This window comes from Aquimarina intermedia, from assembly GCF_008124785.1.
GTDB classification, from domain to species: Bacteria; Bacteroidota; Bacteroidia; order Flavobacteriales; family Flavobacteriaceae; genus Aquimarina; species Aquimarina intermedia.
The window spans coordinates 141271-154385 of record NZ_VNHU01000005.1 but is presented as its reverse complement, the minus strand read 5'-3'; the positions used below and the strand labels follow the sequence as shown (position 1 = coordinate 154385).

Below are 13115 nucleotides of genomic sequence, written 5' to 3'. Positions count from 1 at the left end.
ATCTTTCATTTGAACCAGAGAATAATGGTGAGGGGCTCTATTTTTAATTACAAAAATTAATTAAATTCCTTTGGTTACTTTATAAAAACAGTTATATTTGCACCCGCAAAAAGGCCTCGTAGCATAACTGAATAGTGCACCACATTACGGCTGTGGAGGTTGCAGGTTTGAATCCTGCCGAGGTCACATCATTCAAGAAACCACGTCCAAAAGACGTGGTTCTTTATTTTATAAAAAAGCCAAACGTGAGTTTGAAGCTTTGGAATAAACTAATGGACTAGCAGCGATAGCTGTGTGGTTTCTTAATTGCAGCAGGGAATTTTATCAGCATCATGAAATAATCCTGCCGAGGTCACGAATAAATCAACAAAAAGTTGAAAGTAAGCAAGTTCAAAAAAAAGAGCTTGCTTTTTTTGGGGTAAAGCGTAGGTTTCTTTTGTTGATTTTCAAAGCGGAGCTTTGCAGGATCATGAAATAACCCTGCCGAGGTCACATCACTCAAGAAACCACGTCCAAAAGACGTGGTTCATTATTTTATAAAAAAGCCAAACGCAAGTTTGAAGCTTTGGAACGAAAAATTCTGCATAATCTTGAAAGGCAATACATATAGTTTATCCTATCAGGATTACCAACGCACCATCTGGCCTCTTATTATTAAATGTCCACGGACCTTTAAAAGCCATTCGATCCTTGCCGAGGTCATGAAAAAATCAACAAAAAGTTATCGCTCAAAAGAACCTATTAAAGTGCTCATTTTATATTTATAAGTAATCATTAAAAAATAGAAGATGACACTATGAAGTTTTAAATAACTAAAACAATTCATACCTACTTACCCTTAGTAAAGTTTTAAATTTTTTAATTCTAACACTGTGGTCAATGCCTTGTACACCCAAACTACTTTGTTGAATTACAGGACAACCATTTGATTATTAAAATTTTAATTTTATGTTTGTAAGACATCAACTTAGTAATTCTGCTGATTTTAGATTGAAAAGATATTGATTTCATTTAGATTTTATATCTACTTAAAAGGTCTATAAGCGTAAACTATGCCCACAGTACGCCGACAACTTTACAAAGGAGCAATTACTAAAAGAGCGTGTTTTTCTAAGGGAGATTTTTAACTATATAGCTACTGGTCATGATACATATACTTACCACAGGAGGCACCATAGCAGGATTGGATTATGAGAATAATCAAAATTTGAATAAAGAGAATAGTGTACAAATTGATTCTTTTTTTGAAACTGCAAACGTAGCTTTTGAATATGTGATGGAAGAAGTATTCAGCAAAGACAGTCGGTTGATAAAAGATGAAGATAGAGAGTTGCTCGCACAAGTGGTCCAAAATTCTCCATATGATAAAATATTAATTACCCATGGCACTTTTAGCATGCAAGAAACTGCCGAGTATCTGGGCAACTTAAAAATTAATAAAACTATAGTCCTGGTAGGATCCTTTATTTTGGGATTTGACAAGAGGACAGACGCTTCTTTTAATTTGGGATTTGCTATTTCATCCTTACTGTATTTGACTCAAGGAGTATTTATTGCAATGAATGGAAAAGTCTTTGAGTGGTATGATGTATATAAAAATTTGGATGAAAATAAATTTCAAACGCTTAAAGGTTAATTGATATGTTTGATACTTCAATACATTGGACAACTTTTTTCTATTTACTCATAGATCTATTTATCGTTTTATTCGTTTTTATTAGATCTGTTGCTCTTAAATCCTACAAGCTAGATAGGTTTTTGATTCTCGGAACCTTATTTATTTTATACAATGCAAGCGGAGGCTTTCTTCCCTTAAAAAATTTCACTGACTTGCTTCTCTTACAATATATCATTTCGTATAGTGTAGCCATTACCCTATGCGTTTACACTATCTATTTTATTTACAAAGAATATGATTTGCGTATCAATATTTTCATGTTTCGAATTAAAAATATGTCTATATGGCTTACCCTCTTATTTGCCGTGATGTTCATATTACCATATGCTATAACCAACTCCTTAGCTTTTGCAAGATTTTCATTTAGCGCCCCATTAGCGTTTATAGCCCTATACTTCTTCTCGCTTTTCTATAAAAAAGTGAAAGCGTCAAGAGAATCTTGTCCATACATTCGTCGTCGCAAGGATCTCGCTATACTTAGCATAGGCGGTGTAACCTTATTACCTATTATGACAATATTAGGCGATTATCAGTGGCTTACTTTTACGATAATGAATGTTTCCTTTTATGCGCTCCTTGCGATTGAGATTGATCGATACATCCATTCAATCAAAGAAAAGTACAAGTTTATAACTTCAAGGGTTCGCAATGAAAAAAACGACATTAAATTTTCCTCGCTTGCCAATTACAAGCTGACTCCTCGAGAAATTGATATATCTGTTTCTATTTTAGAAGAAAAGACCTACAAAACCATCGCTAATAATTTTTTTATTGCAGAGAGAACCGTTTCTAAGCATGCCTCCAATATTTTCAAAAAAACGGGAGCTACAAACAGAAAAGAATTTTACAAAAAATTCAGTAAAAACAGCGCTTGACCTCTTAGTATTACCTTAAGCGATGATTTATCGACAGGTAACTTTCTTATACCAAAAACTGCTCATTTTAAACAAATACGTACAAAACTACGTACTGTTACGTAGATAAATACGTACATATTCAGGGTTCTTTGGTCAATTTTAATTTAGTTTTATCCAGATGATTAACAGTTGATGCTTAAGGGGATATCAAATAATCTCTAAAACTGTAAGGGAAAATTAAAGTTATTTGTTCGTAAAATACACCTACGTTCATTCTTGCGATTAACAAAGCTATTCCGTTAATTTTTCTCTATAAAATTATTTTGCCCCCTTGCACATTGATTTAGTCGTTTTTTATGAAAAATTTACTTTAACCAACTTTAATTATATAAACGATTTTGATATAGCCGTTTATTAAATACATAAACAAGATCTGAAACTTTTAAAACCTAATGTATACCCATAAAAGCTTTTTTAACGTATTTGATAGTAGAAAAGAAGTTGTGTGTGTGTTTTGTAACCTCAGTAGTGAGAGATATCGGGCACTTTTGAATCAAAAAGGCAGTAGCGAAACCAATTCTAACAACCTTTGATTATTTGTCAAAAATAAAGTGTCCGATTATCTATTGAAATCGCATCCTAAAAACTGTTTACACAACAATCTATTAGCCAGTAAATTAGTATAGCTTTTGCCTATAAAGTACTCTAATTAAACCAAAAAGCACGCGATATATAAAATATCGCGTGCTTTTTTAAGTCGTATGTATGCTCGGTTTAATTGGAACCTTCAACTAAACCAAGTTGTTGTAAAATACCCCACTGATTGGTACTTCCCCAGCGTTCGGCAAGTTTTCCATTTTCAAATCGTCCAATTTGCATTCCGCGAACTTCAAAGGATTTCCCGGTAGGCTCATATCCCATAAAATTTCCTTTATGAGTACCCTTGGCAGTATACGCAAAGCTCACATTATCTTCATCTGTCACCATATGATCTACCTCAACTTCAAAGTCAGGAAACGAAGTTCGCATACCACTGAAAAAGTCTATAAATCCTTGCGGACCCGGTCCTTGATCTGGTGCTGGATCATGATCTTTTATATTTTCTGCAACAACGTCACGAATCAATTCCAGGTTTCCCGTATTTACCGCTTCGCCAAATTTTTCTTGTGCTTCAACGTTCTTTGCTTTACTCATTGTCTCCATATATTTTTTTTGTTTAAACTACCTTTTTTCTTGCAGACTCTTCCTAGAATTAGCATTCTTTAGCACCCTTTTGGTATAGGTTTAAAGATTTCTCCATTTATCCCCAACATTGTAAAAGATTTTATGAAATATTACGTCTTGACCCTCAATTTTGCCGCTCCAATCCACTGAGTTTCCCTTTGGACATGACATATCGATCTAACAAATCTTTGAGCCCGTTTAGATATTCATTAAAATCATCCTGCTCTATAGTACGATGTTTAGGTATCACCTGAGGATTTTCATCTAAAAATGGATATAATTCGGGATACTCATACTCGATTTTTGTGGTAAGTTCTAGGATCTCCTTCAATGTACATTCTAGCGCTTTCATATGAATTTAGTTAAATTAATAATCCTTGAAAAATTACATAGAGTAGCCGACATTTCATATGACAATTATCAGGAACCTAACTTTAAATTTATTTCAATGAATTAGATTAACACAGAATTAGAAACATTTGAAAAGGTTTTATGTTATTTTGTGTTATCCTAATTATATATTATGCATTATTCTATTACCGTTTCCGGAAAAGTACAAGGTGTTTGGTATCGCAAACATACACAAGAAAAAGCTACTGCTTTGGGGCTGAAAGGTTATGTGAAAAATCAATCAAACGGATCAGTCTACATCGAGGCCGAAGGGTCTAAAGAACAACTTGAAGAGCTACTGACCTGGTGCGCTACTGGTCCAGAGTTAGCGAATGTCGCTCGAATTGATCATACTGAAGGTACGCCTAAACATTTTGAAAGATTCGAAATCAGATAGAAATCTACCCTGTAATCGTAACGCCTATTAAGGTACCAACCCCATAGGTCACAGCCGCTGCGACCAAGCCGAAAAGAACTTGTCTAAAGCCGGAGAAACCCAAAGATTTACCCGTAAATAAGGTAATCGAAGCCCCTATTACAAAGAGTCCAAAAACACTGCATCCCAGACTCCACCAAAGTGCCAAACGATCTGAAGTAAAAAAATAGGGTATTACCGGTAAAATAGCGCCAATAGCAAAAAGAAAAAAAGATACGAGTGCGGCTTCCCAAGCGGATCCTCCTAATTCTTCTTTATCAATACCAAGCTCTTCAACAATTAAAGCATCTAATGCAGTATCTTTATTCTCGAATATTTTATCTGCCAGGGATTGCGCGGATTCCTCATCCATTCCCTTAGCTTGGTAAAGTAACACCAATTCTTGCTTCTCTTCTTCGGGCGCAGCTTCCAACTCTTCAGCTTCCAATGCTATTTGTCGTTGATAAAGTTCTCTCGAACTTTGTACCGATAACCACTCTCCTAATGACATCGATATAGCTCCTGCTAACAAACCTGCAAGACCTGTTAGTAATATTGTAGAACTTTGCGCTGCTGCACCGGCCACACCCATAACCAGACTCATATTGGATACCAAACCATCATTAGCCCCCAATACCGCCGCTCGTACCGCATTACCCCCGACAGATTTATGACGTCCTTCAAATTTTGATAACAACCCACCTGATATCATATGATCTTTGTTCTTACTTACCGCTTCGATGATGCGTAAATGATTATGTTCAAAACCCGAGAGCTGTTCTCCGGCTTTCAGCTTTTTTTGCACTGCTATACGCGCCATTTGTCGTTCGGTACCCGACAACATTCCGATGATATGATCATATCCAAAAACCTTACCGAGACGCAGCTGGATTTTGGCACGCAGACTGGGCTGAGGATACTCATACATTGGTGTGACTTCTTGTATGCGAACTAACATATGCTTTGCATGTCCCTGTTCTATTTTGGCCAGTGCAAGTAACACTTTTTTTAACACATCGTCTCGTTCCCTAGCTGCCATAGCAGTATATAAAAAAGCAGTATCAACTTCTACCTGTAACTGTTGCTTCAATTTTTTCATACAAATTAGTTCAATTGCCATAGTAATGCAGTCCACAACTCGATTGCGGAATATCCGGTTTAAAAATAGGGAACTTCTCTTTACAGTTTCATGAGATTTATCATCCTTATAACATGATTAATATCATTTTTTATCAGTAGTATTTCTCATAGTTTTAAATTTCACACACAATTTTATTTCTATGAAAACATCACATATTTTATTCGGTTTACTCTTATCATGTTTTGCCTTTGCACCTGCTCAAACAATCGATAATCTAGAAACTATAACACCGTTTCATGAAGATCTTGCAGCGATTCAAAAAGGTGATTCCTGGGCGTTTGTTGATAAAACAGGATCTATCGTAATTCCCTATCGAAAGGATTATGTCTGGAACGAAGAGAGTGATCTAAGACTTGGAGAAGACATCCATACGATAAAGTACCCTTATTTTTCTGATAAGCGATGCTTAATTCAAAAGGAAAAAGATGGCGTCATATACTACGGCTATATAGACACGTCAGGTACTGTGATAATACCTCCACAATTTCTCAATGCGACCACCTTTGCTAATGGGAAAGCTATTGTTTTGAAATTGACTAAGAAGCAGCTGGGCACCAATGATCTGTTGGGTAAAGAAATGGTGTCTTACAGCTATGATGAGGTAATTATTGATAATTTAGGCAATGCCATTGAGCATGTCTCGGGGCCGGAGCATCTGGTTTTTACTAAATCAAAACTAAGAAAACGTCCGAGAATCTATTCGCATTTCATATCAGACGATCTCCTCGCAGTAAAGCAAAAAAACAATACCTGGAAATTGCATAGAATAGCTGCGAACGAGTAAGGGGTCAAATTACATACAACGCTTTAGCTCGCTCTAACCAGTTGTTTTCATTAAGCACAAAGAAATAATTAAGTTGCCACTGTTGTGTACGCAAGGCTTGGGCGCTGGTTGGAGTATCCCACGATGGATATACTCTAAAACCACGCTTTCCTTCTTTTTTTAAGTATGTCACGATTCCTTTTATGATCAGCACTGATTTAGGAAACACAAATTGTCCGGAAGCATCTTTAGAGTTAACATTGACTACGTAAAAGTCAAAGTGGTCAGTAGCATGAAACGGTTCAATCGGACCCGTTGCACTTCGTTTCCAAAAGGTTACAAACTGCCCTATTTTCTTAGGAGTGATCTTGGCGTTTCGCGAAATAATTTTTAATGAGTTAAGCTCAAACTGACATGCTTCGTACTCCCGACTTTCTTCTTCTATTTTCAAATTAGAAATCTCAAATCCGCAGCGTTCGTACATTTCTTTTGTCATGTTACTTAATTCCTTTTTCATACTTACTTCTTACAACAATCTCTATAAAGCATAATAGGATACAAAGAAAGTGTATCCTATTAGAATTTAGTTATAAAAAATATAATAGTTGTTACAAACAATTCTTAAGTACAGGAAGTACGATTTAACTCGTATATACACCAGAAGAATACGTTAACTCATAACTATGAGTATAGATTTCGAACACAATACCAAAAGGGTCCTCTACATAACACATCTTAAACGGTTTATCATCCGGATAATACGATCGGATAGGCATGCGCTGCTTCCCTCCGTTGGCTACGATGTTATCAACAAGCTTCTCGATGTTAGGATCCTGAATACAAAAATGAAATAACCCTGTATTAAATGGGTTGAATGCCGCAGGATCTTTTGGCATATTTGGAAAAGAAAACAGCTCGATCCCAATACCATCAGAGGTTGATAGATGGGCAATTTCAAACTCCTCCCAATCTTCGCCAAAAACATCTATACACATTTGACCGATGGCAGTATCTCTTTCTTTTTTTACCTTTGATGGTTCCATAATTGTATACCATCCCATAACCTCTGTATAAAATGTTACGGCTTTATGAATATCGGGGACGGTAAGTCCTATATGCGAAAAAGATTTTGGATAATTTTTACTTGCTTTCATAGTATATAAATTTATATTGTAAAATTAAACCATAACGCGCAGTCAAACAATACCTTACCTAATTGTTCGATACTTACCAAAAGGAGTACTACGCACACTATAAAACGTTTAAAAAGCTAAAATGAATAAAAATAATCACTGCCCTCTACATTATACCATGAACTTAATTGGTAATAAATGGAAACCGTTACTCCTGTTTCATCTATTAGAACAGCCGCTTCGCTCAGGTATGTTACAAAAACAGACGGGCGAAATCTCTAATAAAATGTTTACGCAATCTGTACGAGAATTAGAACGCGACGGTCTTATTGATCGTAAGGTTTTTGCAACTGTTCCACCCAAAGTGGAATACTCGCTGAGTGCAAAGGGACGATCGCTTGAATCGATTTTAAGAAGCTTAGATGCCTGGGGTGCTGAGCATAATCATCTATGAATTGCCTCATTTGAATTTTTAAACAAACATAGTTATGTCTAAAATTGATTTTCATCTAAATCCTTTGCTAAACTAGCAACCTTTAGCTTTTTGTTTGTCATTAAGAATTTGGCATCCGATTGATTATCAATCATAAGTTGCCTATGGTAAAAGTTAATATGTTCTAAAACTCCAAAAACATTAGCTACAACTGCCCAATTCATGAGGTTCTCCGGAATAAAGGACCAGTCATTTATATAGAGTTGAAATAAGAAAACGATGGGTATCAAAGCCATCAAATAGAAATTAATAGTTTTAGCCTTTCTAAACAATTTGAGATTCTGAATCTGATCATAAGGTTTATTTAATAACCGATACAACTTTAATTTCCAGTAGTGTTGTCCCTGAATAAGAATAAAGATGACAACCCCTATGCCGTAGAGTAAAAATATCACATCTTTAAACGTGTGGTGATACAAAACATATAGCATGATTGCAGGAAAAGTTATAAAAGCATGAAACCGTTCCAACGGGTAATAGCTCTTTAAACGTTTGATAAGTTTTTGTTTTCCCATTGTTTATACTATTTACAAGCTCAACTCATCTGGCTTTGTTCAATGAATTGATGAAGTAAAAATTAATTCCGCGCTTCAATAAGCTCCATCGACATTTTTCTTCCTCTAAAATCAATATCCTGCTGAAGAATTTTGCGTGTATTTTGATCAATATAGTAAGTGCTAATAGCTGTATTATCAAAAATATCATCGGTCACTTCAACTTTCCAAACAGCTACTTCCTTTTGTTTTAAATTCATCACACTACTACCTACTTCTTAAATAGTTGCTATCAAAATATGGTACAGTAGTTTCTTCTGAAGTATTTCTTTTCGTTCCGATCTTTTTATCTAAATAATATCCGGTAACTTATGCTCCCAAATTCAGAACCATCCCTCTTTGCTGGGTAGAAGCAGAATGATATATGGGTTTAAATTTTTTGATTGCGACAATTGAACTATCATTCCACAGTGTAAGAGATTGTTTTGTTTTGAAGTGTTTAATTACATAGAGCTTATCTTCCCTCTTCTTAATTTTGGTATGCACTTTACCTAGTTCAATTTTGAGTGAATCATGTAAGATAAGCCTTGATATGGTCGATGTTTCATTTTCCACCAGGCTCGTATTCACAGAACTATTTTCAAGATTTAAAGAGCCCCTTGACTAAATGCTTCTGTTATAAAACATATAACGAATAATAAGAGATAGAGTAAGCTTTTCATATTCTTGTAATTAAATTTTAATCTTTAAACTGTTAGTCAATTAATTTTAGGATTTGTTACACTTTTAAAGCATACATCATATAATTATCATCCCATCTCGTTCATCAAAACCTGCGCTATAACCGTTTTCATCTTTATAATTTTTATAGGTTTAAAGATTGTATTTTATAAATTAATCACTGGTTCTTAGTAGTACGAGTAGTAAAACACACTTGTCGATCGCATGTTATTTAATCACCTTTTTAGATTCAAAAATTTTCCTACTTTAGCGACTCCTTTGTAGATTCTGATTATAAAACTTCAAAGGACGGATGCAGACAAAACCTTAAAAAAACTATTTAATGAGAAAAATTTACGTACTCTTAACCCTTTGTTTATTATCAATTAGTTCTTTTTCACAAGACAAAAAATTTAGCATAGAAGCCAATTATCCGCTAGCAATCTCCAACGGTTACGAAAAATTTACAGGTATTGTAAATGGGAGTTTTAAATATCGTTTTGCAAAAAGTAAACTTTTCCAATACGGTGCTTCCCTAACCTTTGATTATCTAAAAAGTACAGTTCCTTTTAGTTATGAAGATCTCAAAACAGATTATTTTTTCTATCATATCAATGGATTTGCTGAAATGAACATTGCATCTGCTAAAAATTTTCATCCTTTTATCGGTATTGGGTTTACCTATCTCAGTTATGAATATGAATTTTACTATACATACTATGAGTTTGACAATATAGAGACACGTAGAGCAAATGATTTAGGTATGAACTTTAAATTAGGAGCTCAATATGATTTTACGAGTGTATTTTTTATACAAACCTATTTTCATTATATCAGAACTTTTAATGACAATAATTTCAATAATGAAACTATGGGCGTGAATAACAACCAACTAAAACTTGGTTTAGGTTTTAGGTTTTAATTAAATCAACGAACACTATTATTGAGAATACCTTTTATAAAATAACATCCGTTTTTGATATTCTTGATTTATATAGCTGTTAACTACTTGACCCAGCTAAAACGCATTTTCCATACTAAAAAAGGAACCACTATAAACAGGGTCCTTTAGTTTGATAAGCAGATATATTTGCCCTAATGATTCAAAGAATGTGTACAAACGCTATTTATAGGGCACATATCCCAACCATTCCCATGGTATAGAACTGTCTGCTAATATATATTCTAGAAGTCTTTGATAAATACCTTCAGCATTATCAGAGTTGCTCATGATTAAAACTCCTTTTCCAGATTCGGGAAAAAGTATTGAAAAATGCTGAAATCCATTGCCATGACCACCTTTAAATACACCTTTACCATGAGGTGTTTCCAGATAGCCCCAACCAAGTGCGTAACTCAACTTAATATCTCTGTATGTATCGGTAGTAATATTGGATCCCTCACCAAACTGAGTTAACGAATGAATCTTAACCTGTGGGCTAAACATTTGGTTGGTTGATTTTTCACTAATGAGCTGATGATTAAGTACGGCTGTCAAAAATTTGATATAATCATCAGCTGTAGTTTCTAAGGTACTCCCACCCCTTGGTTCGTTGTCCTTATCTTTCCTGTAGATTCTTCCATTCATGGTATGTCCATACGCAAAATCGCTTTCAAAAGCTGGTTGCCATTGGTACGAAGTTTTGGTCATTCGTAACGGGTCAAAAATATATTCTTTTGCCAGCTGCTCCAGTCCTTTACCCGTTAGCTTTTCTAAAACTACTTGGAGGTATACAAATCCTTCGCCACTGTAGCTATACTTTGTACCCGGCTCCCCGTTGACTTTTAACTTTTGGTCAGGTTCTACAAACCGCCAATTCGCAAATCCGGTGGTATGTGCTAAACACATACGAGCTGTAATTTTATGATACAAACTATCCTCTTTCAGATCCGCATAATGATCATGCCAACGCGTCAAGGGTTTATACTCATATAGTTTCTTTGGCAAGTAGGATTCTAGTGGAGTATCCAGATCAATTACATTATTTTCGACCAGCTTCATAACCAATACACTAAATACTGCTTTACTCAAAGAGGCTCCGTAGATATTTGTTGAATCTGTCAAAGTCAACCTTTCAGGAAGGTTTTTAAATCCTAGAGTGTTTTTATATACGGGTTGCTTATCGTTAAAAACAGCTATTGCCATACCTTGGACATTTCCTTCTTTGGCAAGTACATTGATTTTTTGGGCAATAGAGTCGTTAGAAATTCTGCTCCCGTCTAAACGCTGTATTGTATTATTATCTACAGTTGCACATTGACTAAAGGTTACCATCAATAACAGCAGTGCTATTACTTTTGAGAAACGTCCCGGTTTGAATTTTAAAAAAGGGATGGATAAAGGGTAGTAACATCTTTCTTTTTGCAATACATAGATAATATTGAAAATTACAACACCCACACAAATAGGAAGTGTAGTAATAAATATGATGAAGCCCCACTTTTCTATCGTTAGCAAACTAACAAAGGAAAGTACAGCCAACAACAAAACAGTAATCTGAAAGTTGATTACCTTCACCCCATGCTTGTCGTATATTGGATTGTCCTCTCTTTTATGAATCCAAATAAAAAGTGGAAGTAGCACATTACACAAAGGAATAAAAATTCCCAGTAACGGAATGGCATGTAGCAATAAGAGCCATTTTTTCTTTATGGTTTCTTCTTTGGGATTGTCTAAGGGCAGCAAATCGCTTACTTCAACCTCTAAGGCAACTGCCAATAATTTTACAGTGTTCAGGTGTGGATTTACCTCAGCTTTTTCGATACGTTGTATGGTACGTACGGCAACATTGGTACGATGAGAAAGTTCTTCTTGAGAGAGCCCTTTGAGTTGTCGTTGATATTTTAACCGTTCTGCAAGTGCTTGATTGTCCATGAATTTTTGATTTTTAAATTATGAAACAAATGTATCTCATACCCCTCGCTTTTTATACGACATATAGATGTCATGTAAGTGTCATTTCCTTTAAAATAGGGTGTTTTAAGATGTTATTTCATATAAAACACCCATAAACTACAAAGATTATTTTAAACATCGACGTTCGGTATAAAAATGAGTGAATGTTGAGAAACACCCTTTCCGACCGCGCATTGCTTGGCCACCTTTCCCTGTCAAGGAAAGGAGTTATTAACTATAAATATATATGGCTCCCGCATTTAATTCCTTAATGAGCAACATAGGTGAATGGGTTTGTCATAATTTGCGGATTTACGTAAGAGTCAATTTCTGCTGTTAGCGTTCTAATTTGATGAATTTTATTAGTACTTTTAAGGAACTTATTAACCAAATTCTATAGAAACCTTAAATATATTTTATATGAAAACTAGATTTTTAAACATCGACAACGCAAAAGTTCTGTGCAAAAAAGAACAACAACTCATTAACGGAGGAAGCTCATCATCCGAATGTTTATTTACAGGTTGTTTTGATAATTTTGTAGGCTTTGAGGGAGGACCCTGTGCGCTGGAAACTCCAACACCACAATCATGCACCGGCATCGTACGTAATGGTGAGTGTTGTATTTTCTAAACACTTCTCTGTCTCACACTAAAATATCTCCGTAACAACCTAAATTTACTACGGAGATATTTTAGTTTTAAGGATATGCTAGGACAACCTCTCGACTTCGTTCGAGGTGACAACGAAGTTTGTACAGTGGGTTAAAAAAAAATCAAGAGTCGGTACATTTTTAAACTTAAAGTTTTAAGTTCAACTTCGATATTCAGAATTCAGTATTCGATATTGATTTCTTTCTGTCCGACCGCACGTTGCTTGGCCACCCTCTATCATGGAAGATGTTATTAAAA

The 13115-nt window shown here is 35.0% G+C and carries 15 protein-coding genes and 1 tRNA gene; 8 read left to right on the top strand and 8 right to left on the bottom strand.

All coding sequences use genetic code 11. From position 1 onward, the window contains the following. The first annotated feature begins 112 nt into the window (after positions 1-112). From BD809_RS09155 to BD809_RS09145, 3 genes are all read left to right on the top strand, one after another. A tRNA-Arg gene (locus BD809_RS09155) sits at positions 113-186 on the top strand. Positions 187-1144: 958 nt separating this feature from the next. Next, positions 1145-1636: an asparaginase domain-containing protein gene (locus tag BD809_RS09150; protein ID WP_148782667.1), complete on the top strand. Its 492-nt coding sequence runs from the start codon at positions 1145-1147 to the stop codon at positions 1634-1636. A 317-nt stretch (positions 1637-1953) separates the two neighbouring features. Then, on the top strand, positions 1954-2553 hold the full coding sequence (locus BD809_RS09145) for a helix-turn-helix transcriptional regulator (RefSeq protein WP_246131488.1): 600 nt from the start codon (positions 1954-1956) through the stop codon (positions 2551-2553). 756 nt (positions 2554-3309) lie between these two features. Here BD809_RS09145 and BD809_RS09140 read toward each other — a convergent pair. Beyond that, positions 3310-3738 carry an ester cyclase gene (locus tag BD809_RS09140; RefSeq protein ID WP_246131486.1) on the bottom strand — a complete coding sequence of 143 codons (429 nt, stop codon included), beginning with the start codon at positions 3736-3738 and terminating at the stop codon, positions 3310-3312. A 145-nt stretch (positions 3739-3883) separates the two neighbouring features. Next, entirely contained in the window at positions 3884-4111 is a 228-nt protein-coding gene (locus BD809_RS09135; protein WP_148782664.1) for a hypothetical protein, read from the bottom strand. A 171-nt stretch (positions 4112-4282) separates the two neighbouring features. Here BD809_RS09135 and BD809_RS09130 point away from each other — a divergent pair, with 171 nt between their 5' ends. Then, positions 4283-4546 (top strand): acylphosphatase, encoded by a 264-nt coding sequence (locus BD809_RS09130; RefSeq protein WP_211356706.1) that lies wholly within the window; start codon positions 4283-4285, stop codon positions 4544-4546. Positions 4547-4550: 4 nt separating this feature from the next. Here the strand turns inward: BD809_RS09130 and BD809_RS09125 are convergent, their stop codons facing one another. After that, positions 4551-5663, bottom strand: coding sequence for a VIT1/CCC1 transporter family protein (locus tag BD809_RS09125; RefSeq protein ID WP_170251838.1), 1113 nt, complete (start codon positions 5661-5663; stop codon positions 4551-4553). Between the two features lie 181 nt (positions 5664-5844). Here BD809_RS09125 and BD809_RS09120 point away from each other — a divergent pair, with 181 nt between their 5' ends. Then, entirely contained in the window at positions 5845-6489 is a 645-nt protein-coding gene (locus tag BD809_RS09120; RefSeq protein ID WP_148782662.1) for a WG repeat-containing protein, read from the top strand. A gap of 4 nt (positions 6490-6493) precedes the next feature. Here the strand turns inward: BD809_RS09120 and BD809_RS09115 are convergent, their stop codons facing one another. Beyond that, positions 6494-6985: a MepB family protein gene (locus BD809_RS09115; protein ID WP_148782661.1), complete on the bottom strand. Its 492-nt coding sequence runs from the start codon at positions 6983-6985 to the stop codon at positions 6494-6496. A gap of 124 nt (positions 6986-7109) precedes the next feature. Beyond that, positions 7110-7622, bottom strand: a complete 513-nt coding sequence (locus BD809_RS09110) for a VOC family protein (RefSeq protein ID WP_148782660.1) — start codon at positions 7620-7622, stop codon at positions 7110-7112. A 121-nt stretch (positions 7623-7743) separates the two neighbouring features. Between BD809_RS09110 and BD809_RS09105 the strand changes: the two genes are divergently transcribed. Beyond that, positions 7744-8055, top strand: a complete 312-nt coding sequence (locus BD809_RS09105; RefSeq protein ID WP_148782659.1) for a winged helix-turn-helix transcriptional regulator — start codon at positions 7744-7746, stop codon at positions 8053-8055. A 38-nt stretch (positions 8056-8093) separates the two neighbouring features. Here the strand turns inward: BD809_RS09105 and BD809_RS09100 are convergent, their stop codons facing one another. Beyond that, the gene (locus tag BD809_RS09100; protein ID WP_148782658.1) at positions 8094-8609 is read right to left on the bottom strand and encodes a hypothetical protein; all 516 of its coding nucleotides are present in this window, start codon (positions 8607-8609) and stop codon (positions 8094-8096) included. A gap of 62 nt (positions 8610-8671) precedes the next feature. Beyond that, complete coding sequence (locus BD809_RS15610) at positions 8672-8848, bottom strand: hypothetical protein (protein WP_211356705.1); 177 nt, start codon at positions 8846-8848, stop codon at positions 8672-8674. Between the two features lie 803 nt (positions 8849-9651). Between BD809_RS15610 and BD809_RS09095 the strand changes: the two genes are divergently transcribed. Continuing rightward, the gene (locus tag BD809_RS09095) at positions 9652-10230 is read left to right on the top strand and encodes an outer membrane beta-barrel protein (RefSeq protein WP_148782657.1); all 579 of its coding nucleotides are present in this window, start codon (positions 9652-9654) and stop codon (positions 10228-10230) included. Between the two features lie 201 nt (positions 10231-10431). On the opposite strand, the gene BD809_RS09090 is transcribed toward BD809_RS09095, so the two are convergent. Next, a complete protein-coding gene (locus tag BD809_RS09090; protein WP_148782656.1) occupies positions 10432-12183 on the bottom strand; it encodes a serine hydrolase in 1752 nt (583 codons plus the stop codon). A 441-nt stretch (positions 12184-12624) separates the two neighbouring features. Here BD809_RS09090 and BD809_RS09085 point away from each other — a divergent pair, with 441 nt between their 5' ends. Then, the gene (locus tag BD809_RS09085) at positions 12625-12837 is read left to right on the top strand and encodes a hypothetical protein (RefSeq protein ID WP_148782655.1); all 213 of its coding nucleotides are present in this window, start codon (positions 12625-12627) and stop codon (positions 12835-12837) included. The last annotated feature ends 278 nt before the right edge of the window (positions 12838-13115 follow it).

What these genes read in the sequence shown, in the direction of transcription:
- BD809_RS09135 (WP_148782664.1), bottom strand. Translation starts at nt 4,111, where the DNA reads ATGAAAGCGCTAGAATGTACATTGAAGGAGATCCTAGAACTTACCACA.
- BD809_RS09140 (WP_246131486.1), bottom strand. Translation starts at nt 3,738, where the DNA reads ATGGAGACAATGAGTAAAGCAAAGAACGTTGAAGCACAAGAAAAATTT.
- BD809_RS09085 (WP_148782655.1), top strand. Translation starts at nt 12,625, where the DNA reads ATGAAAACTAGATTTTTAAACATCGACAACGCAAAAGTTCTGTGCAAA.
- BD809_RS09110 (WP_148782660.1), bottom strand. Translation starts at nt 7,622, where the DNA reads ATGAAAGCAAGTAAAAATTATCCAAAATCTTTTTCGCATATAGGACTT.
- BD809_RS09100 (WP_148782658.1), bottom strand. Translation starts at nt 8,609, where the DNA reads ATGGGAAAACAAAAACTTATCAAACGTTTAAAGAGCTATTACCCGTTG.
- BD809_RS09095 (WP_148782657.1), top strand. Translation starts at nt 9,652, where the DNA reads ATGAGAAAAATTTACGTACTCTTAACCCTTTGTTTATTATCAATTAGT.
- BD809_RS09125 (WP_170251838.1), bottom strand. Translation starts at nt 5,663, where the DNA reads ATGAAAAAATTGAAGCAACAGTTACAGGTAGAAGTTGATACTGCTTTT.
- BD809_RS09150 (WP_148782667.1), top strand. Translation starts at nt 1,145, where the DNA reads ATGATACATATACTTACCACAGGAGGCACCATAGCAGGATTGGATTAT.
- BD809_RS09145 (WP_246131488.1), top strand. Translation starts at nt 1,954, where the DNA reads ATGTCTATATGGCTTACCCTCTTATTTGCCGTGATGTTCATATTACCA.
- BD809_RS09115 (WP_148782661.1), bottom strand. Translation starts at nt 6,985, where the DNA reads ATGAAAAAGGAATTAAGTAACATGACAAAAGAAATGTACGAACGCTGC.
- BD809_RS09120 (WP_148782662.1), top strand. Translation starts at nt 5,845, where the DNA reads ATGAAAACATCACATATTTTATTCGGTTTACTCTTATCATGTTTTGCC.
- BD809_RS09105 (WP_148782659.1), top strand. Translation starts at nt 7,744, where the DNA reads ATGAATAAAAATAATCACTGCCCTCTACATTATACCATGAACTTAATT.
- BD809_RS09090 (WP_148782656.1), bottom strand. Translation starts at nt 12,183, where the DNA reads ATGGACAATCAAGCACTTGCAGAACGGTTAAAATATCAACGACAACTC.
- BD809_RS15610 (WP_211356705.1), bottom strand. Translation starts at nt 8,848, where the DNA reads ATGAATTTAAAACAAAAGGAAGTAGCTGTTTGGAAAGTTGAAGTGACC.
- BD809_RS09130 (WP_211356706.1), top strand. Translation starts at nt 4,283, where the DNA reads ATGCATTATTCTATTACCGTTTCCGGAAAAGTACAAGGTGTTTGGTAT.